We start from the raw sequence: 18,704 nt of genomic DNA, 5'->3' as shown, positions 1-18,704 counted from the left end.
GATATTCTTCGTGTCAAGTTTATCTTTACGTGAAAGGCAGCGGTGTGAAGCGGATTTGCGGAATCGAAGGAACGCTGAGGGGCGCCGATCAGTAGGAGTTGAGCATGAACTCGATCTCGCCAGGGCCGGTGAACATGCCCTGCTGAATCCTGCGGATGATACCGTCCTTATCGATAAAGTAGGTCTTGGGTATACTGGTAAGCTCATATTTATTGAAGGCCTCGTCGCCCGGATCGAGGCAAACGGGAAAAGTATAGTTGCCGTCGGTGACGAAGTCCCTGATAATAGTCTCCTCCGACTGGCTGCCGGCCACGGCCAGGATGACGAAGTCGGCGTCCGGATTATTGGCCCACAGCGTCTGGAAATGCGGCAGCTCGATCTTGCAGGGCGTGCACCAGCTGGCCCAGAAATTGAGTATGACTTTTTTCCCGCGGAACTGGCTGAGCGATACGGTCTCACCCTGAAGGTCACGCAGCGTGAAATCGGGGGCCTTGCTGCCCATGTAGGGAGCAGCCCCCGTCTCAAGCTCGGTTTTGAAAATGAAGTCGCTTTCGGTCATCACGTTGCCTGAGGCGTCCCTGGATATAACCTGGTAATGGTACTCCGTGTTGGGCGAAAGCCCGCTGAGGAAGACGCTGTGCTCGGCGCTGAACTCATAGGTAAAGCCCGAGGGGAATTCATATCCCGTGCCCAGGCTGTATTTGACCTGCGATTTGGCCTTCTCGTTTGTTTTCCAGGAGATGGTGGCGTTGGAATCGCCGACCGATGCGGACGGCTTGCCGACAAGCTGTGGGGCGGTCGTGTCGGCGGCCGACAATAACGTCTGGAAGCTTCGCTCCTGTTTAGCATCGTTGCCGGAGTCATCGCGGCTGATGATGGTTATGTAATATGTTTTACCGCTTTCAAGCCCGCTGAGATCGGCCTGGTGATAACGGGTGGGTGTGACCGCCCCATTGACGAGGTGAGGTTCACCTAACTCAGTCTTATAGGTGACCCTGCCGGTGCAGAGTTCATCCGTCTTCCATGTCACCCTGGCGCCGTGATCGGTGATGGACGTTATAAGTATCTCGGATATAACCGGAATTGTCGTATCGGAGGGCACGGCTGGCGTTGCAGGAGTCTGCACGTTGTCCGTGGCGGCCGGCGAGCTGGTATTATCGGTGGATACGGGCGCAGCCTGCCCCCATTTGAACATATTCAGCAGGCCGTCGAAGAACCCCTGGCCGGAATCGGTGGAATCTGCGGGCTGGTCCGAGGCAGGAACCGTCTCCGGGGTTGTGGGCGACATCAGCCAGCCGGATATCTCTTCCTGATTACTATAGGCCCAGAGAGCGCCCGTTATCAGTGCCGCGACCAGTATAATGCTGATGATACTTCCTGCGAGGCCTACTCCTTTCTTGCGCGGCTTCTCCTCCTCTTCCCCCTCGTCGAGGAAAGATTCGTAGTGTTTAACCCTGGCGGGCCTTTCGTCGGTATCCCAATCCCTGTCGTCGGTCCGTTTCTTCTCTTTGCGGGGCCGTCTGGCCGGCTCCTTCCTGTCCTCCCTGTCCATGTCCTCTATGTGGTTGAGTATCTCGGCCCTGCGGTTCATGCCGACGGGAAAGCCCTCGGCATTGTCTCCGCGGCGACCGCGCCCCCTCTCGGACGCGATGTCGGTAGTCTCAGGCTCGTAATTAACCGGGGCCTCGCGTCCGGTGGTTGCAGGAGGCTGCCACTCACCCCTGTCAACAGGCATATTCTCGGGTCGCCTTTGCTGGGGTGGGCCCTGCGTGGTCGGAGCCGCGGGGCCGGGCTTGCCGGCATAGGCGTGCGGGCCGAGGCTGCCGCAGTCTTTGCACGGCTCGTTTGAGTAGGCCATCGCCTTGCCGCATTTACATCTGAACTGGCTGTCCAAAAGGGTATCTCCCTATGAATCTACACTACAACGGGGTATATCAGCTGTCAAGAGATTTATGAGCATAGAGCTATTCTAAAGTATTGAGCGTCCTCTCGACCTGCTCTATATTGAAGTTGCCCGGCTCGATGTCGCGGATAATCATATCGCCGTCGATGAACACCGTATAGGGCGCTTTCTCGACATTGTATAAATGTGCTGTGGTCTTATACATATCGACCACCACCGGCACCGTGAGCTCGCCTCGCTCCGACCTGTACTTGGTGATGGTTTTCTCTATATCATCCAGCTTGCTCTCCATGAAGACAGCTATGATCTTGACACCGGGGATATTTTTATCCTGGATGGACTGCAGTAAAGACAGCTCACGGTCACATTCGGGGCAGTAAACGGCCCAGAATGTGAGCAGGACCTTCTGGCCGCGGTAGTCGCGCAGCGAAATTGTCTCCTGTTTCCCGAACAGGGGGAGTGTGAAATCGGGCGCCCTGTCGCCGATGCGCGGCCCGGTGGGCACTGCGACCAGCGTTGTGAACATATTGGGGGGATCCATCGTTGCCACGTTCCCATCGGCGTCCACCGACCTGATGCGGTAATAATAGCTGGTGTTGGGCTCGAGGCCGAGAATGCGCACCAGGTGGTCCGTGAGCATCCTGGTGTCCTCGACGGTGGAGCTCGAACATGACGCGTCCGCTCCATAAAGCACCTGGCTGCTGGAGGGGTTATCGGTGGTCCAGCTTATAACGGCGCTTACGTCAGTGGGCATGACCTTGAACATGGTCACGACGGGCGGCGTGGTGTTCACCCGCTGGACCGTATCGAACATATGGTCATTGCTGCGGTACTGCTCGTTGCCCTTGCCGTCAGTTACCATTACAGCGAAGTGGTAGGTCGTCAGGGGCTCGAGCCCGCTGAGTGTGACCTTCTGGGCACTGCCACGCAGGACGGCGGCGGCAGAATCCCCGTAGGACTCCGTTTTGCCGTACAGGACTTTGCCCCAGGCAGGCTCAGGGGTGGTCCAGGCGATGGCTGCTCCATCCGAAGTAATATCCGAGATGGCGATATCTGATATCTTCTCCGCCGGGGTGGCCGGCGCCGGTGGCGCCTCCTGTTGCTGGGGCGGATTGAAGAAGGTCAGAGATGACGGCAGGACGCCGTATTGCCTGGCTAACATGTAACCGACGCCCAGCAGAATAATTATGATAACAATGCCGATTATGATATCGAGGGTTTTGATGCGGCGCCGGCTGCCTTTTCTCTCTGCGCGTTGGGAAGCGCCCTTGATGGAGGCCAGACCTTTTGCCGCAGGCGGCAGGTTCAGAGCTTGGGCGGTCTCTTCAATAGACGCCTCATCCTCTTTCCCGGGCGGAACGATCCTGGCTTTAGCCGTGCTTTTTCCGCATTGAGGACATGTAGGCGAAGGCCCCTGCAGCACCGCCATGCAGTTGGGGCAGCGGTACTGCTTCTGCTCCTGAGCCGGACCGGCTTCGCCCATACCCGCCGCCGCCCTTTTCTCAATGATCTTCTGCCAGAGGTCCGCCCCCTGCTGCTCCACGCGGTCCATGTACCACTTCTGGCCGCAGCGCGGGCAGATCGGGGTTCCCTCGGGTACTACGCCACCGCACTGGCGGCAGAACTTCGGACCGGTCTGCGGTTCACCTTCTGCCATATCTTTTCGGGATCTTGCCTATAATATTTCCTTTAATTATACATATAGTTAAATTGAATTTGAAGCCTATGTCAAGATAACGGAGGCGTTGGCGTCGCTCAGGCTGGAAAAATCGGCCGGTGAGACGGCGCCGGAGGCGTGCGGGCCTGTCTATCGGATGATATCCGTATTCATGTACGGCTGCAATGCGGCGGGCACGCTGATGCTGCCGTCTTCCCGCTGGTAGTTTTCCATGACGGCGATCATCACGCGCGGCAGCGCCAGTCCCGAGCCGTTAAGCGTGTGTACCAGGCGAGGTTTGGCCTCGGGGTCGGGCCGGTAGCGAATATTGGCGCGGCGCGCCTGGAAATCGCCGCAATTGCTGCACGAGCTGACTTCAAGCCATTCGCCGCAGCCGGGCGCCCACATCTCGATGTCGAAGGTCTTGACGGCGGCAAAGCCCAGGTCTCCCGTGCAAAGTTGTATCACACGGTAGGGCAATTCCAGCCTGCGGCAGATATCCTCGGCATTATCCAACAGGCTCTTTAGTTCGTTGTCCGAGGTGGAGGGATCGACGAACTTGTACATTTCCACTTTTTCGAACTGGTGCCCGCGCTTGATGCCGCGCGTGTCCTTGCCGGCCGCCATTTTCTCGCGGCGAAAACATGAAGTATGCGCGGCATAATGTATGGGCAGCGTACCGGCCGCCAGTATCTCGTCGCGGTGCAGGTTTGTCAGAGGGACTTCGGCGGTGGGGATGAACCAGTAATCCTCCTCCGCGTCGTGATACAGGTTATCGGCAAACTTGGGCAGGTTGCTTGATCCGACCAGGCATTCGCGCTTAACCATGAACGGGGGGTAGATCTCTATATATCCGTGCTCCCTGACGTGAAGGTCGAGCATGAAGCTGATCAAAGCTCTCTGCAGCAGGGCGCCCATGCCGCGCAGCACGTAAAATCTGGTTCCCGAGAGCCTGACGCCGCGCTGGAAATCGATGATGCCCAGCTTTTCAGCCAGGTCCCAGTGGGGAAGCGGTGTGAAGGCGAATTCAGGGGTCCGTCCCCATGACCGGACTTCGACGTTATCTTCCGAGCCCTGCCCTTCCGGTACGTCGTCCGCCGGCAGGTTGGGCAGGCGCAGCAACCTGTCCTCCAGCCTGTCCGACAGCAGATTTGCCTCGGCCTCGATCTGGGTGATGCGGTCGCCGACCTGACGCATTTCGGCTATCAGATCGGCCGGCTTTTCTTTCATGCGGCTGATCTGCTTGCTCACGTCGTTGCGGCGGGCGCGCAGGGCTTCGGCTTCCTTGAGCAGCAGACGGTAAGAGCTGTCCAGCTCTATGATCTGATCGACGTCCGCGCGCCCTTCCCCGCGCCTGTCCATGGCCTGGTATACAACTTCAGGATTATCTCGTATTAATTTGATATCGATCATTCTTCGCTCCTCCCCTGTTTGGTCTTGAGCTGCGGGAAGAGGATGACTTCACGTATGGATTGTCTGTCGCTGAGCAGCATGATCAGCCTGTCGATGCCGACTCCCAGGCCGCCGGCGGGCGGCATGCCGTGCTCCATGGCGGTTATAAAATCTTCATCAATCATATCGGTCTCGGGCAGCTCTCCAGCCGCAATAGCGCGTTCTATCTCGGCGGCATGCATTTCCCGCTGGCGGCCAAACCGCTCGCGCTGCTCGCGCGGATCATTCAATTCGGAAAACGCGTTGGCCACCTCCATTCCGCAGATGAATGCCTCGAACCTCTCTACCAGGCCGGGCGCCTCGCGATGCAGCTTGGCCAGAGGCGACATATCAATTGGATAGTCGATGAGAAACGTGGGCTGGCGCAGGTCCGGCTCAATATAGGTGGAGAGCAGCTCATCTATAAGCCTGCCCCTGTCCTTAAATTGGTCGACCTGCAAACCCATTTCCTTCATGCGCGCGCGCAGACTATTGGAATCCGGGTATTGCATGAAATCTATGCCGCACTTGTCGATCAGCGCCTGGCGGAGGGGAATCCTTTTCCAGGGAGGCGTCAGATCAATAGTTTCTCCGGCGTAACTGATCCGGGTGGCGCCCAGAACCTCAGCGCATGCGCTGCTGACAAGCTCCTCCGTCATCTGCATCACGTCATTGTAATCGGCATAAGCCTCGTAGCTTTCCATCATGGTGAACTCGGGGTTGTGCCTGGTTGAGATTCCCTCGTTGCGGAACACGCGTCCGATCTCATAAACCTTGTCGAAGCCGCCGATCAGCAGCCGCTTGAGGTAGAGCTCGAGCGCGATGCGCGGATAAAGGTCCTGGCCGAGGGCGTGGTGGCGCGTTATAAAGGGCCTGGCCAGCGCTCCGCCGTACATGGGCTGCAGTACCGGGGTCTCCACTTCGATAAATCCGCGTGCGTTCATGAAATTGCGCACGGCGTTGATGACTCCGCTCCTCCTGATGAAAAGCTCCCTGGCTTCCTCGTTGGCGATCAGGTCGAGGTAGCGCTGGCGGTATCTTTTCTCTACATCCTGGAGGCCGTGCCATTTCTCCGGCATAGGCCGCAGAGACTTGGCCAGTATGGTGAAGTCGGCGGCCTCGAGGGTTACCTCGCCGCTGCGTGTCTTGAATACACGGCCCGATGCCCCCATGAAATCGCCCAGGTCGAACTCGTGCAACAGATCATACTTATCGTCTCCCAGGGAATCGCGGCGGAAGAAAACCTGTATCTTGCCCGATCCGTCGCGGATATCGAAAAAGGCCGCTTTGCCCATGAACCTGGCGGCGGTGACGCGCCCGGCCAGGCTGACGTCCGGCATTGTCGCTGAAGGGTCTTTTTCGATCAGCTCCAGGAAAAGGCGCGTGGCTTCCCCGGCGGTGTGGGATCTGTGGAATTTGTGTGGATATGGGTCAAGGCCGCGGTTTATCAGCCTGGACAGTTTTTCCAGGCGCGGTTGCTCAATGCGTTCCTCCCCGGCCATCTTCTCAGCTTACTTCGGTAATCTGCAGTTTCATTATTCCCGACGGCGTGCGCACCTCTATCTTATCACCCTTTTTCTTTCCCAGCAGCGCCTTGCCGACGGGCGACTCGCAGGAGATCTTGCCTTCATGCGGATTGGCCTCAGCGGTCCCCACGATTGTATAGCGGTCGATCTTGCCGTCCTGGTTCTGTATGAGTACTGAATCGCCAAGCTCCACAACCCCGGGCTGGTGCGGGGCCTCGATGATGCGGGCGTTGAGGATAATATTCTCCAGAGAGCTTATCCGGCCCTCGATAAACGCCTGCTCGTTCTTGGCATCTTCATATTCGGCGTTGTTCTCCGTGCCACCCATCTCACGCGCCCGCTTGATCTTGTCGGCCACCTCCTGGCGGCGTGCCGAAGTAAGCTGGTCGTATTCAACTTTCAGCTTTTCGAGGCCCTCACGGGTGATATCAAACTTTTTTAGAGTCATGGGTATTACCTCCCAGCATGCCGGATATTAAAAAACTGAGAGCCGCAATAACTCTCAGCTTTTTCAGTGCCTTTCAAAATATTATATTCCGATGCAACCGGGAAGTAAAGAATGGTATAATGTCTGCCGGCTAAAATTCAGGAGGCACCATGACTAATTTACTTATCGCGGCTTATGATCCCTGCGGGAAAACGGCATTATGCGCCGGTATAGGTAAAAAACTGGCCAATTCGGGTAAAAGGATCGGCTATATCAAACCCATACATGTAAAAGCGGAGGGCGCCGGAGATGAATGCCTGGATGCGGCCTTTATCGGTCAGGTCCTCGAACTGGGCGAGAGCAGGGAACTCCTCTGCCCGATACACGTCAAACAGGACGAGCTGTGGCGCAGCCTCTCGGAGGATGCTGAGAACTTCTCCGCCGGAATTAAATCGGCCTGCGATAAGGCCGGCGCCGGCAAAGATATTTTAATTATCGAAAGTCCCGGAGCATTCAAGAATGACCAGGTATCCACTCTGGCCGCATATACCATCGCCGAGAAGCTCGATGCCCGTGTGATACTTCTGCTCTGCTGGTGCTCGGATTACCGCGAGGCTGGTATCCTGCAGGCGGCCGAAAAGCTGGGGAGCAGGCTGATAGGAGTGGTGTTGAACCAGGTGCCTTCTTCCAGGATAACCATGGTCCAGGCGGAAAGCGCCGCCTACTTTAAGGAGAAGGGCATCGCGGTGCTGGGCGTGCTGCCCGAATCGAGAGCACTGCTGGGCGTGACGGTGGGGGAGATCGCCGGCGCTGTGGGTGGGGAGATCATCAATTTTAAGGACAAGGCCGGTGAGCTGGTGGAGAATGTTATGCTGGGCGCCATGTCGCCCGATTCAGCCAGAGATTACTATAACAGGCTGCGCAACAAGGCCGTGGTCACCCGCCATGAGCGGGCCGACATGCAGCTCGCTGCGCTGGAGACTTCGACCAAATGCCTGGTGGTCAGCGGCAAAAGGCCTTCGACATCGGTCATGGTCAAATCCGAGGATAAAAAGGTGCCGGTGATCGTGGTTGACAGAGATATCAATGAAATAGTCAAAGGGATCGAGCAATCGCTGGCCGGCGCGGGCTTCCATCAAGTACAGAAGCTGCAGGCTATGTCCGCCCTGCTCGACAGCAGGTTCGATTATAAGTCCCTCAATATCGCGCTCGGGCTGAAATAAAAGGTCGTTTAATCTTCGACTTCCTCGCCGGCTGACCCGATTATCTCCCTTGCCCGGTCGGCAAACCTGGCGGGCACCTGTACCTCCACCTGTCCCAGCCCGTCCACCGTCAGGCCGTATACGCTGCCGATGCTTTCGTATTTGAGCAGGGCAAGTATACCTTCTATTTCGAGCCTGCCCCTCACTATCTCGGCCTCCGGTTGCCCGCAGGCTTTATAGACAGTAACCAGCTTTTCTTTCTCGTCCATGTAACTGTAATCAGAATAAAATAAATAAGCGCTGCCGATCGGGGCAGCGCTTATTTATTTTCAAATCAATTGTGTCGAGATTTATTTGCCGCTGCTGCAGGACTTGCACTTGGCCAGAAGGTTGTTCTGCAGGCACCAGGTGAGAGACACGCACTCGGGATGCGGGCAACCGGTGATACCCCAGTCGCCGCCACCGATGGGAGATGTGCCCCTGTGGTTCATGTGGGTATTATTGATGTTGGACCTCGTGCCGATATCGGCGGCAGCCCAGCTCTTGTTGGCATAGGACAGGCTCTTGCCCCAGCAGCCGGAGCACTTGGAAGTGCCGAGGCCGGCGGTGGTGGCATTGGCCGGACAATTGAGCGGGCAGTCATCCAGAGGAAGAGAGGTGGGCTTGGTCTCGGGATTGAGACATTTCTTGGAATCGTCACATGCTGATCCAAGAGTTCCTGCCTGTGTATTGCAGTTGCTGCAGCCACCCAGGCATTCGTTGATGTCGCAGCCCGTGGGCTTGGGACATTGGGATGTGTTGCATACGCCGGAACAAAGCTTATCCGGGCCGCACAGACCAGCAAGTCTGGACATGGCGCTGGTGGGCGTCCTTCCCCAGTGCTGGAGGTATAGCTTCCAGGAATTCTGGTTGTTTTCCCATTTAACTTTGTCCCAACCCGTGCATTTGCCGAGGTCGGCTGAGACAGTGGCCGGTATCAAAACTAAAGATAAAGCCACTACGATTGCAACGAGGGTTCCAAAAATTCTCCTCACGGCATACGCCTCCTTAAATAGTGAATTTTGAACGAATTTTACAAGGTCAAATAGACTTTGTCAATAGTCAGCTTAGTGTATTTCTTGAAATAAGTCAACATAAAATATAAAATTACACTCTGTTTTGCATTAATAATAGCATGTTTTATGATTTATGTAATGCTGTCTTAAGGAGGAAAACCGCTTGATCGCCCTGGGAAAACATATGCTGTTGGAATTGAAAGACTGCGACGCAGGGCTTCTCAACGATATGGAATATCTAAGAGAGGCGCTCAACGCAGTGGCGGTATTGATCGGGGCGACCGTGATCAAGGATTCCTTTTACCAATTTTCACCTCAGGGGATCAGCGGCGTCGTCATCATCGCGGAATCGCATATATCCATACATACTTGGCCGGAATTTTGCTACGCCGCCGTGGATGTTTTTACCTGCGGCGAGGTCATCCAGCCGGCAAAGGCCGTCAAGCCTCTGGCGGAGAAATTGAAAGCCAAATCCACATCTTATATAGAGTTAAAGCGGGGCGTCTTGATGGAGAGCCCGGCGGCGGCGGGAAGGTAGATGGCCAGGCCGGACTATTTCGACAGCAAAAGGTGGCTCATCGATGAACTGACCGACGACCTGGTGCAGATCCACGGCGTGCGGCGGGTACTGCACGACCGGAAAACGCGCTTTCAGCATGCTCAGATATCCCAGACCCATACCTTCGGCATCTGCCTGGTGCTGGACGGAAAGATCCAGTCCGGCGAAAAAGACGAGTTCATCTATCACGAATCCCTGGTCCATCCGGCCATGCTGGCCCATCCCAATCCGGAGAAGGTGTTTATAGCCGGCGGCGGCGAGGGAGCGACCCTGCGCGACGTGCTGAAACACAGGACGGTAAGCAGGGCGGTGATGGTTGATATAGATGGTGAGGTGGTCAGGCTGTGCCGCAAGTACCTGCCGACCTTTCACCAGGGATCATTCGATGATAAAAGGGCGGTCGTCCTCCACGACGATGCCAGAAAGTACATCGCTGAGACAAAGGAACGTTTCGACGTGGCTGTGATCGACCTGGCAGACCCGGTGGAGGAGGGACCGGCCCGCATGCTATACACGCAGGAATTCTACAAGCTCGTCAGGGACAAACTGAAGCCGGGAGGCATCATGGTGGTGCAGTCCGGCCAGTCCGGCTGGATCAACCTGCATAATTTCGTGGCCATCAACGGCACTTTGAAAAGCATCTTCAAGATCGTGCGCCCCTACCAGGTCTATGTGCCGTCCTTTGTAGACCTGTGGGGATTTCATACGGCATCCGACTCGCTCGACCCGGCGCGCCTGTCGCCCAGGGAGATCAACAGCAGGATGGCGGACAGGGTCAGCGGCAAGCTGCGTTCTTATGACGGCATCGCCCACCGGGGGCTTTTCTCGCTGCCGCTGAGGCTGCGCCGCAAGTTAAGCCGTTCGCGCCGTATTATAACCGACGCCTCGCCCATAGCGGTTCACTGACCCTTGTTCAGAACCGCTCCCCGCTCCACCTGCATGATTACGAAACGGTGCTCTCCCCGCACTATATCTCCGCGCGGCGCGAAGCCGCATTTCTCGAAGCAGGCCCGGGCGCGCACGTTCCAGTCAAGCGTACGCAGGATCAGGCTCTGCAATCCGGAGGCCTCGAAAATGTCGAGCATAAAGGTGTTCAACGCGTCTTCCCCGTAACCTCGTCCCCAGTACGTCTTCTCGCCTAACATTATCCCGATTTCGGCCGTGTTTCCCGCCAGGTTAAAATTGAAAAGGCTGCAGCTGCCTATATGGATGGGGTCCAGCGTATCGATGGCGAGGGTGTGGGTCAGGCCGGGGAACTCCAGTTCAGCGCTGTATTTCAAATGGAATTCTTCGTAGCTACATGTGAGTAGTTCAGTGGCGTCCAGCCGGCACAGCTCTTCATCCAGACGCCATCTGTACTCGGCTGCGGCGTCATCCAGCCGACGGGGACGAAGCCGGACTTTATCCCCTGCAAGCACAGATTGCCGTTTCAGGAACTCGAAGATAGTGGATCCTGGCAAATCTCAAGCTCTGTCAGCGCGGACATGGCCGCTTCTTTAATCCTGTTTTCAGGTGATGTTTTCAGTTTGCTAAGGGCGTCCCTGGCCTTTTGGCCGCCGATTTTGCCCAGGGCTGCAATGGCGGCTTCCTGCACATCGTGATCAACGTCGTTCAATAAATTAAGCAGGCCGGGGACGGTATCCTCTTCTTCTATATCGCCACAGGCCCGTGCCGCCTCGCATCGAAACCGCGCGTTGCTATCCTGCAGCTCTTTATTCAGGTAGTCCAGCCAGCGGGTATCGCAGTTGCGGCCCATGGCGAATATGGCGCTGGCCTTGAGCGCCGGGTTCTCGCTGAAGTAAAAGTCCTCAATGTAGCTCGCCACGGGTTCCTGCCGGAAGGGCGAGATGGACTCCAGCGCCCGCCTTCGTAGCGAATCTGGTTCGGAAGGATTCTCCAGCACGCCGAGCAGGGCATCGAATATATCGTCACCCACAGCCGCAGGAAGCTCCCCCAGCTCAGCCATGAGTGCGAATTTACCCATCACCCGGGCGGCGGCTTCCCTTACCTCCGGCGACTCATCCATCTTGAGCGTTTTGATTACCGGCAGGGCGAAATTGTATTTGTCTTCCAGCTCCAGCCCTTCAAGCGCTTTGATACGTATACCAGCATCGATATCATCGAGGCAAAACTTGAATATGCGTGTGAAATCCAGCCTGGCGTCGTCCTCGCCCATGCTGCGCAGCTTTGATATGATCAATGCGCGCCTTTCCAGGTGGGCGCTGTTCCAGGCCCTCTTATATTGCGACAGGTCGTCATCGTTCAAATTAGATAGTCGGGCCAGGTCGGAGTGACTGATCTCGTCATTCGAATACAGTGTTTTCGCGATAATTGCACTCAGCGGCGGCTGTGATTCACTCATTCCTCCTCCTCTTCCTCTTCGTCCTCGAATTCGCCCTCGTCCTCCGGGGGCGGCCATACCGGACGCGTGTAGCGGTCTATATATTCACCCATAGCCTGGGCAGCCAACCGTTTCATCTGCTGGTCCGACTCCTCGGCCATTTTGGCCAGCTCGCTGAGATCGATCTCGACTTCGAGCACCTGAAGCAGCACCTTCAATACGGCCAGCGAAGCCTTGGGATTGGGTATTCGCGTGGTGTAAGAGGGGACCTCCCCCAGGAGGCAGATGCCTTCCATGGAACGTTCCCTGGCAACTCCCAGCAGCAGGCCGTTCAATCCTGCGATCTGAAGACGACCGCGCAGAACCACATCAAACTTCTTGAGGTAGGCGACCAGCGACGCGTCGGTGGCCACGCCCCATACCTTGGGCTGCTCGGTATGGTGAATCTTGGCGATAGCGGCTGCAAATGTGTAAATACGTTGAACCTTGAATTTCCTGGCTATATCGAGAATAAAGTTAGCCAGGTCGTAACCTTTGTAGGCCGGCTGCTCATCGCTGATGAAAAAGAGGATGTCCTTTTTGCCGGACGCATTATGCCAGTAGAAGAACTTACCTTCGGGGAATTGCGGAGTTTCGACGATGTTGTCCTTGACCATCACGCCGATAGGGTCGAAGAAGGTGAAGGGCTCGATCTCCCCTATCTCCTCTGCGCCCAGCTTCTCCCTCAGGTAGCGCGTTACGATAAGGGAAAGGTTGCCGATGCCCGGCCATGCCGCCACCATGTCGCAGGCGCGCGGCCGCGGTTCCTTGCGAAAATTGACCAGTTTCTTCATTTCTTTTATTTCGCTGCAACGGAGATAGAGGGGCAGTAGATGCTCGGTGTGTTCACATAGCCGGCTATCCAGCGGCTGTCGCTGCCCATGGCCGGGACCTCTTTCAATAGCTGATATACGTTGCCGGAGACCATGGTGTCCTTGACCCTGCCGGTGATTTCCCCTTTCTCAACCTTGTAACCCAGCAGCACATTGCCGCTGAAATCCCCGTTGAGTATGTTTCCCTGTTCGGCGCCCATCATTTGCTCGATAATCAGCCCTTCTTTCATATCTTTGACCATATCGGCCAGGGATGTCTTCCCGCCTTCGATCACCAGCGCGTGGACCGCCGGGGCGGGCATTCCTCCGTTGCGGCCGCCATTGCCCGTGCTCGATGATCCCGCCAGCGCCGCCGTATGCAGGTCATAATAGAATTGAACCACCGTCCCGTGGTCGATCAGCGCGTTGCGCCTTGCCGGCACCCCCTCGTCATCGAAAGGCGTGCTTCCCGGCTGGTAGGGTATGGTGGGATCATCGAATAAAGAGAGTCGGCTGTCGAATATAACCGCGCCCTTTTTATCTTTGATGGGCGAGGCGCCGTCCAGCACGGTCTTGCCGTTAAAGGCGGATATGAGAGGGGCCAGAAGCGAACCTGCCACGCCGAAAGGCGTGAAAATCACCGGCATGGCGCCCGACTTGATGGAGGCATTGTTCCTGGCCAGGTCGAGCTGCCTGATGATCTCGCCCGCAACCGGCTCAGGGTCGGTGACGGGACGGCAGGAGCTGCGTATGTCACCGACATACAGAATGTCCCCGTCCCTGACCAGCATACCGTCCATGCTGATACTGAAATTTGTGCGCCTGCATGATGCGCGCCCGCCTCCGCTGACAGCGATTTCGAAGGTGGACATACCGCGCGATATGCTGCCCTCGCATAGAATACCGGGCGTATTGGCACACACGGCGTCGACGACGGCCTGGCCGAGGCTGATCAGACTATCGATACCGACACGTTCGACCTGCGCATCGTAGACGGCGACTTCTTCGTAAGGCCCGAGTGCGGGGAAGTCGAAATCCACCGTGTAGCCGAACTGGCTGGTCTCGAGCGCCATGTCAACCAGGTCGGCGGGGGCGATATCGCCGCTGGCCTGGGCGAAGCCCATTTTACCGTTCTTGATCAGGCGAAGGGCGACGGAGACCGATTCCTTGGTCTGGATCTGCTTGAGGCGGTTGGCCTCGAACTGGACCGGAGTCCTGATGGATGTTACGCGGCAAACTTCGGCGCTGTCTGCAGACCTGCGGGCGATCTCAAGTATCTCTTCCATTTTATTTGCCCCCCACCAGGCAGTTCTGAATTCTTATGTGAGGGCTGCCGTTGGAGACGGGTAGCGGCGATTGGCCGGCTTTTCCGCAGCCTCCGCCCTGGTTCATATCAAGGTCATTGCCGATCGCATCTATATTGTGCAGCGTTGTGAAGACATTGCCGCTCAGGACCACCGGTCTGATCATCTCAGCGATCTTACCGTCCCTGATCATGTAAGCTTCGCCGGCAGAGAAAGTGAACATCTCGAGGCTGGTTGTGCCGCCGTACCAGTCCCTGGCGTAAACACCTTCCTTGATCCCGCCTATCATCTCGTCGAACGTGGTGCATCCAGGCTCGATATAGGTATTGGTCATGCGCACTATGGGCGGATAGGCATAATTAATAGCGCGTGCGTTGCCGGTGGGTTTCTCCCCCATTTTAGCGGCCGTCTCACGGGAATGAAGCCGGCTGTTGAGCACCCCTTCTTTGATCAGATAAGTCTTGCCGGCAGGCGTCCCTTCGTCATCATACCTGTAGCTGCCGCGCAGACCCGGCAAGGCCGCGCCGTCCACGATATTGAGATGTTGTCCGCCGAACCTGCGACCCAGAACCATTATTTCCCGCATCTGGGGATTCTCATAGATATGGTCTGCTTCTGAGAGATGGCCGAAAGCCTCATGAACGAATACGCCCGCCAGCACCGGGTCAAGGACCACGGTGTAGGTTCCCCCTTTGACCTCGGGAGCGGAGAGCATGGCCGCGGCCCGCCGGGCGATGCCCCGCACCTTCTCCTGCAGGCCTTCCACGGTTGAGAAATCACCCTTGCTGCCTATACTCAGGCCGACCTGCTGGACGTCGCCGTTGCGGCTGGCGATGGCTGACAGGCGCAGGTTCAAGTCTATGCGGCTTTGCTCAATATAAGAGCCGTCGGAGTTGGCGAAAATGACCTTCTTTCTGATATCACCGTAACCGATGCTGGTAGTCTGGATGTCCGGTATTTCAAGCATGATGCGGTTATACTCATCCAGCAGCGACTTCTTGGCCGAGAGGGTGACTGCCAGAGGATTCTTCTTATACTCGGCGTCAATCTTATCGACGACGGCCTGGGCGGGGCTGAACTCGCTCTTTCCTTTGCCCACATGGGCGGCCTGCTCCACCGCCAGGGCAGCGCTCTCCGCCATCCTGCCCGGACTGTTAAAGCTGGCAAAGCCCCATCCTCCTTTCACCAGCGCGCGCACGCAGCCGCCCGCGCCGGCCGTCCTGCCCGCCTCTTCCAAGCGCTCGCCCCGGAAGACCAGCCGGCTCGACTGGCTCTCATCAAGGCGGACCTCGACGTAATCAGCTTTGAGCTTGCGGATAACGGAAAACAGTTTGTCCTGCATCAGCCTTTCCGAAATATCAATTTTAGCAGATAACCTTAGATAGGGTGTAAACAAAGCGGGGCCATGGCTGAATGTCAGCGGAGGCGCATTTGTTGACATAACGGCTATTAAATCAGGATAGACTTTTAATAGCGGCCGTTATATACTTTTGGCGGAGGTAATCGATGCAACCCAGTCTCGCCGGCAAGATCGAAAAAGCCAAGCGCTATGCAGAGGAGCCCGAGCGAGTAACCATCCACAATTTCTCAGCCGATTTCCGCGGCGAAAATGACAGCCATGCCCTGTCATTCACTGACGGTAATTGGAACTGCAACTGCCATTTCTTCTCCCAGTGGGGCCAGTGTGTTCACATCATGACGTTGCAGCGCCTGCTCGAAAGGATGCTTCCCGTAGCGGCCGACACCTCTCAAAAGGCTTAATTAGCTACATTATTCCCGGGCGCCGTGATACGGTGCAGGGTCAATTTATCTAAAATTACCATCCTTGAAGGCTCTCGCGATATCCGCTGCCAGAAATAGCGACCCGGTTGCCAGTATGAGGTCGTCGTCTGCGGAGGCGGACAGCGCTGCCGACAGCGCTTCTTTGGCATTACGCCCGATGTCCGCCGTCACGCCCTGCCGCCTGAAAATGCCTGCCAGTTGCGACGCGTCGGCGGCCCTGGGATGGCCCGAGCTGGTGATGATTACCTTCGATGCCGGCCCCGCCAGCGCTTTTGCCATGCCTTCGATATCTTTATCGCCGGACGATCCGAATATGACAATTAGCTTTTTATAAGGTAAATACCTGCTAACCGATTCGAGAAGGGCTTTCATCGAATAGGCGTTGTGTGCGCCGTCTATGACCAGCAGGGGAGCTCTTTTCAGTATCTGCAGGCGCGCGGGCCATTTAACGTTTTTTAGCCCCGACGCGATATGATCTAAAGTTATTATCACTCCGAGTTTACGCAGCGCCTCCACGGCTGCCACTGCCAGGCTGGCGTTTTCCATCTGATAATCGCCCAGCAGCGGTATTCGCAACGCATAACTGCCGTTCCTGCTGCGGAGGGTAAAAGCTTGGCCGCTCAAATTTCCGCGCCGGCGTTTCCAGGTTATATCTTCTCCCGCCAGGACCAGCTCTAAATTAAGTTGTCTGCATTTTTGTTTGATTATCGCCAGTGCTTCCGGCTTCTGTGGGGCGCTGATCACCGTGCAGCCGGGCTTGATAATCCCCGCTTTTTCGCCGGCGATCTTGGACAAGGTGTCGCCCAGCACCCCGGTATGGTCGAAGCTGATGGAGGTCAGAACGCATACGTCCGGGTCGGCGATGTTGGTGGCATCCAGCCTGCCCCCCATCCCTGTCTCCAGCACCTGGAAGTCTGCGCCGCTGTCTCTGAAATAGAGGAATGCCACGGCGGTCAGTGCTTCAAACGTCGTGATTTTGCCGAACCGGCCATCCCCATTGATTTTCTGCACCTGCTTTTGAACGGCGCTCACCAGGCGGGCGAAATCCTTTTTTGTTATCGGGCGGCCGTCAACGGCGATCCTCTCCTGCCATGTATAGAGGTGCGGTGATGTGAAAAGGCCGGTGCGGTAGCCTGCGGAAGTCAGGATAGAGGACAGCATGGCCGCCGTGCTGCCCTTGCCTTTAGTGCCTGCTATGTGTACCGTCTTCCTCCCCTTCTGGGGCAGGCCCAGCTTGCGCAGCAGTAGCTCAACCCTGCGCAGGTCGAAATTGGCGGCGTTATAGGCTGTGGCAGGCGATACCTCGTAATCGGTGAGTCCTGCGAGATAGGCGGCCGCGGCGTTATAGTCCATCGCAGACTGAATTATAGCATTGCCGGGGACGGCGGGAAGTCAGTCGTGCAGCAATAGACGCAATTACCGGAGGGAATAAAATGGTGGATACTGATTCAGAGCTTTACGAACTTGGGCATGATGCGGCCCTTCCATAGCGCCTTGCCCTGCATTGTCAGAATCATGGAAGCGAAGGCTACCACCGTCATGAAAATAGCGCTGAAAGGGTAGAATAGCACGACATATAGTGGGAAATGGAAACGTATATTGCTGACCGTCCAGAGCACCAGGTTGAGAACGACGGCAATGCCGGCCATGGCCGTTATCTCCAGCGGGATTTGCGGCTGGGACAGACCTATTCCCAGAACAATCGGCGGGCTGACATAGAATATCAGCACCAGCGTATACATCAGTATCAGGAAAAAGGGATCGAAATTGAAGGTGGCGAAAGTGCTTTTAGTCAATCCCTTCCAGGTCTGTTCGAAATCGCGATACATCCTGCAGGAGACCAGGCCGCCTCCGTCCAGCAGTTTGTATTTGAGCCCCATGGCATGCACCCGCCTGCCGATGGCTATATCGTCGACCACATTGTGCCTGACCGCCGCATAGCCCCCGGCTGCATCATAAGCGTCCCTGCGGAAGATCAGGAACTGCCCGAGTATGGCGAATAGCAGCGGGTTACGCTGAAGGCGGGTCAGCTCCAGCGGCACTCCGCACAGCATGCCCAGGTAAAAAGCCGGTATGCTCAGCAGCTCGGACCATGAGACAACGATCTGCCGCGGCAGCGCCGAGATCAGGCACGTGTTCTCGGCTATCATGGCAGAGGTTGCGCCGCGCAGCATGCCCGGCTCGTGGTAGGTATCCGCGTCGACAAAAACCAGCAATTCACCGTCTGCGGCCTCGGCAAGCTGCGAGCAGGCCCAGTGCTTGCCCAGCCAGTCGTCGGGCAACGGTTTACCCTTTATCAGGGCAAGCCTTGTATCCTCAGCGGCGAGATCCTGCAGTATCTGCCAGGTGCGGTCGGTGGAGTTATCGTCCAGCACTATAACCTGGAAATCGGGGTAATCCTGGTCCAACAGGCTGCCGGCGCACCTTCCGATATTGGCCTCCTCATTACGGGCAGGGACCAGCACCGAGCAGCGCGGCCAGGCGGGGGGCGCCGGGTAGCTGTAAAGGCGCCGCAGATACCGCATATTGAATAGCGATACTGTCAACAGTACAACCAGGCTGACCACTATAGTGGACTGTACGTAGAACAGGATATCCAAGAATAATATTTGATGCATTCGGTCCTACTACTTAATGTCAGGGCTTGTATTGTCCCAGGTTACGGG

The 18,704-nt window shown here is 56.6% G+C and carries 18 protein-coding genes; 4 read left to right on the top strand and 14 right to left on the bottom strand.

The genetic code is table 11. The features are described from left to right. Positions 1-88: 88 nt before the first annotated feature. The 5 genes from WC359_07375 to greA all read right to left on the bottom strand — a co-directional run bounded on the left by WC359_07375 (position 89) and on the right by greA (position 6,965). Positions 89-1,894 (bottom strand): redoxin domain-containing protein, encoded by a 1,806-nt coding sequence (locus tag WC359_07375; protein ID MFA5400242.1) that lies wholly within the window; start codon positions 1,892-1,894, stop codon positions 89-91. 70 nt (positions 1,895-1,964) lie between these two features. Further along, complete coding sequence (locus tag WC359_07370) at positions 1,965-3,560, bottom strand: redoxin domain-containing protein (GenBank protein ID MFA5400241.1); 1,596 nt, start codon at positions 3,558-3,560, stop codon at positions 1,965-1,967. Between the two features lie 150 nt (positions 3,561-3,710). Then, entirely contained in the window at positions 3,711-4,973 is a 1,263-nt protein-coding gene (gene serS, locus WC359_07365; protein MFA5400240.1) for a serine--tRNA ligase, read from the bottom strand. Continuing rightward, entirely contained in the window at positions 4,970-6,493 is a 1,524-nt protein-coding gene (gene lysS / locus WC359_07360; protein ID MFA5400239.1) for a lysine--tRNA ligase, read from the bottom strand. Before lysS ends, serS begins: the two co-directional genes overlap by 4 nt. 4 nt (positions 6,494-6,497) lie before the next feature. Beyond that, positions 6,498-6,965, bottom strand: coding sequence for a transcription elongation factor GreA (greA, locus tag WC359_07355; GenBank protein ID MFA5400238.1), 468 nt, complete (start codon positions 6,963-6,965; stop codon positions 6,498-6,500). Between the two features lie 149 nt (positions 6,966-7,114). Between greA and WC359_07350 the strand changes: the two genes are divergently transcribed. Continuing rightward, positions 7,115-8,167 carry a DRTGG domain-containing protein gene (locus WC359_07350; GenBank protein ID MFA5400237.1) on the top strand — a complete coding sequence of 351 codons (1,053 nt, stop codon included), beginning with the start codon at positions 7,115-7,117 and terminating at the stop codon, positions 8,165-8,167. An 8-nt stretch (positions 8,168-8,175) separates the two neighbouring features. Here the strand turns inward: WC359_07350 and WC359_07345 are convergent, their stop codons facing one another. Together WC359_07345 and WC359_07340 are read right to left on the bottom strand one after the other, a co-directional pair. Next, entirely contained in the window at positions 8,176-8,415 is a 240-nt protein-coding gene (locus tag WC359_07345) for a DUF2007 domain-containing protein (protein ID MFA5400236.1), read from the bottom strand. A gap of 81 nt (positions 8,416-8,496) precedes the next feature. Next, positions 8,497-9,180 (bottom strand): hypothetical protein, encoded by a 684-nt coding sequence (locus WC359_07340; protein MFA5400235.1) that lies wholly within the window; start codon positions 9,178-9,180, stop codon positions 8,497-8,499. Positions 9,181-9,364: 184 nt separating this feature from the next. Between WC359_07340 and speD the strand changes: the two genes are divergently transcribed. Both speD and speE read left to right on the top strand, forming a co-directional pair. Then, entirely contained in the window at positions 9,365-9,739 is a 375-nt protein-coding gene (speD, locus tag WC359_07335) for an adenosylmethionine decarboxylase (protein ID MFA5400234.1), read from the top strand. Continuing rightward, complete coding sequence (gene speE / locus WC359_07330; GenBank protein ID MFA5400233.1) at positions 9,740-10,666, top strand: polyamine aminopropyltransferase; 927 nt, start codon at positions 9,740-9,742, stop codon at positions 10,664-10,666. Here speE and WC359_07325 read toward each other — a convergent pair. Genes WC359_07325 through WC359_07305 form a run of 5 tightly spaced genes read right to left on the bottom strand, consistent with a single transcriptional unit; the run spans position 10,660 to position 15,598 of the window. After that, positions 10,660-11,220 carry a GNAT family N-acetyltransferase gene (locus WC359_07325; protein MFA5400232.1) on the bottom strand — a complete coding sequence of 187 codons (561 nt, stop codon included), beginning with the start codon at positions 11,218-11,220 and terminating at the stop codon, positions 10,660-10,662. The genes speE and WC359_07325 overlap by 7 nt on opposite strands. Further along, positions 11,190-12,122 carry a HEAT repeat domain-containing protein gene (locus tag WC359_07320; protein ID MFA5400231.1) on the bottom strand — a complete coding sequence of 311 codons (933 nt, stop codon included), beginning with the start codon at positions 12,120-12,122 and terminating at the stop codon, positions 11,190-11,192. Before WC359_07320 ends, WC359_07325 begins: the two co-directional genes overlap by 31 nt. Continuing rightward, positions 12,119-12,934 carry a PAC2 family protein gene (locus WC359_07315; GenBank protein ID MFA5400230.1) on the bottom strand — a complete coding sequence of 272 codons (816 nt, stop codon included), beginning with the start codon at positions 12,932-12,934 and terminating at the stop codon, positions 12,119-12,121. The genes WC359_07320 and WC359_07315 overlap by 4 nt, the downstream gene beginning before the upstream one ends. 5 nt (positions 12,935-12,939) lie before the next feature. Further along, positions 12,940-14,238: a metallopeptidase TldD-related protein gene (locus WC359_07310; protein ID MFA5400229.1), complete on the bottom strand. Its 1,299-nt coding sequence runs from the start codon at positions 14,236-14,238 to the stop codon at positions 12,940-12,942. A 1-nt stretch (position 14,239) separates the two neighbouring features. Further along, positions 14,240-15,598, bottom strand: a complete 1,359-nt coding sequence (locus tag WC359_07305; protein ID MFA5400228.1) for a TldD/PmbA family protein — start codon at positions 15,596-15,598, stop codon at positions 14,240-14,242. A 164-nt stretch (positions 15,599-15,762) separates the two neighbouring features. On the opposite strand from WC359_07305, the gene WC359_07300 reads away from it, so the two are divergent. Then, positions 15,763-16,017 carry a hypothetical protein gene (locus WC359_07300; GenBank protein MFA5400227.1) on the top strand — a complete coding sequence of 85 codons (255 nt, stop codon included), beginning with the start codon at positions 15,763-15,765 and terminating at the stop codon, positions 16,015-16,017. 45 nt (positions 16,018-16,062) lie between these two features. Here WC359_07300 and WC359_07295 read toward each other — a convergent pair whose 3' ends face one another. Further along, complete coding sequence (locus tag WC359_07295; protein ID MFA5400226.1) at positions 16,063-17,391, bottom strand: folylpolyglutamate synthase/dihydrofolate synthase family protein; 1,329 nt, start codon at positions 17,389-17,391, stop codon at positions 16,063-16,065. Between the two features lie 95 nt (positions 17,392-17,486). Next, complete coding sequence (locus WC359_07290; protein MFA5400225.1) at positions 17,487-18,656, bottom strand: glycosyltransferase; 1,170 nt, start codon at positions 18,654-18,656, stop codon at positions 17,487-17,489. Positions 18,657-18,704: the final 48 nt, after the last annotated feature.

It is taken from the genome of Dehalococcoidia bacterium, from assembly GCA_041653995.1.
GTDB lineage: Bacteria > Chloroflexota > Dehalococcoidia > GIF9 > UBA5629 > CAIMUM01.
Note: the sequence above shows the minus strand (reverse complement) of the source record. Positions and strands in the feature narration are given on the sequence as shown.

Bases quoted from the DNA above. Each gene is read 5' to 3' on its own strand.
- WC359_07370 (MFA5400241.1), bottom strand. From the start codon at position 3,560: ATGGCAGAAGGTGAACCGCAGACCGGTCCGAAGTTCTGCCGCCAGTGC.
- serS (MFA5400240.1), bottom strand. From the start codon at position 4,973: ATGATCGATATCAAATTAATACGAGATAATCCTGAAGTTGTATACCAG.
- lysS (MFA5400239.1), bottom strand. From the start codon at position 6,493: ATGGCCGGGGAGGAACGCATTGAGCAACCGCGCCTGGAAAAACTGTCC.
- greA (MFA5400238.1), bottom strand. From the start codon at position 6,965: ATGACTCTAAAAAAGTTTGATATCACCCGTGAGGGCCTCGAAAAGCTG.
- WC359_07350 (MFA5400237.1), top strand. From the start codon at position 7,115: ATGACTAATTTACTTATCGCGGCTTATGATCCCTGCGGGAAAACGGCA.
- WC359_07345 (MFA5400236.1), bottom strand. From the start codon at position 8,415: ATGGACGAGAAAGAAAAGCTGGTTACTGTCTATAAAGCCTGCGGGCAA.
- speE (MFA5400233.1), top strand. From the start codon at position 9,740: ATGGCCAGGCCGGACTATTTCGACAGCAAAAGGTGGCTCATCGATGAA.
- WC359_07320 (MFA5400231.1), bottom strand. From the start codon at position 12,122: ATGAGTGAATCACAGCCGCCGCTGAGTGCAATTATCGCGAAAACACTG.
- WC359_07315 (MFA5400230.1), bottom strand. From the start codon at position 12,934: ATGAAGAAACTGGTCAATTTTCGCAAGGAACCGCGGCCGCGCGCCTGC.
- WC359_07310 (MFA5400229.1), bottom strand. From the start codon at position 14,238: ATGGAAGAGATACTTGAGATCGCCCGCAGGTCTGCAGACAGCGCCGAA.
- WC359_07305 (MFA5400228.1), bottom strand. From the start codon at position 15,598: ATGCAGGACAAACTGTTTTCCGTTATCCGCAAGCTCAAAGCTGATTAC.
- WC359_07300 (MFA5400227.1), top strand. From the start codon at position 15,763: ATGCAACCCAGTCTCGCCGGCAAGATCGAAAAAGCCAAGCGCTATGCA.
- WC359_07295 (MFA5400226.1), bottom strand. From the start codon at position 17,391: ATGGACTATAACGCCGCGGCCGCCTATCTCGCAGGACTCACCGATTAC.
- WC359_07290 (MFA5400225.1), bottom strand. From the start codon at position 18,656: ATGCATCAAATATTATTCTTGGATATCCTGTTCTACGTACAGTCCACT.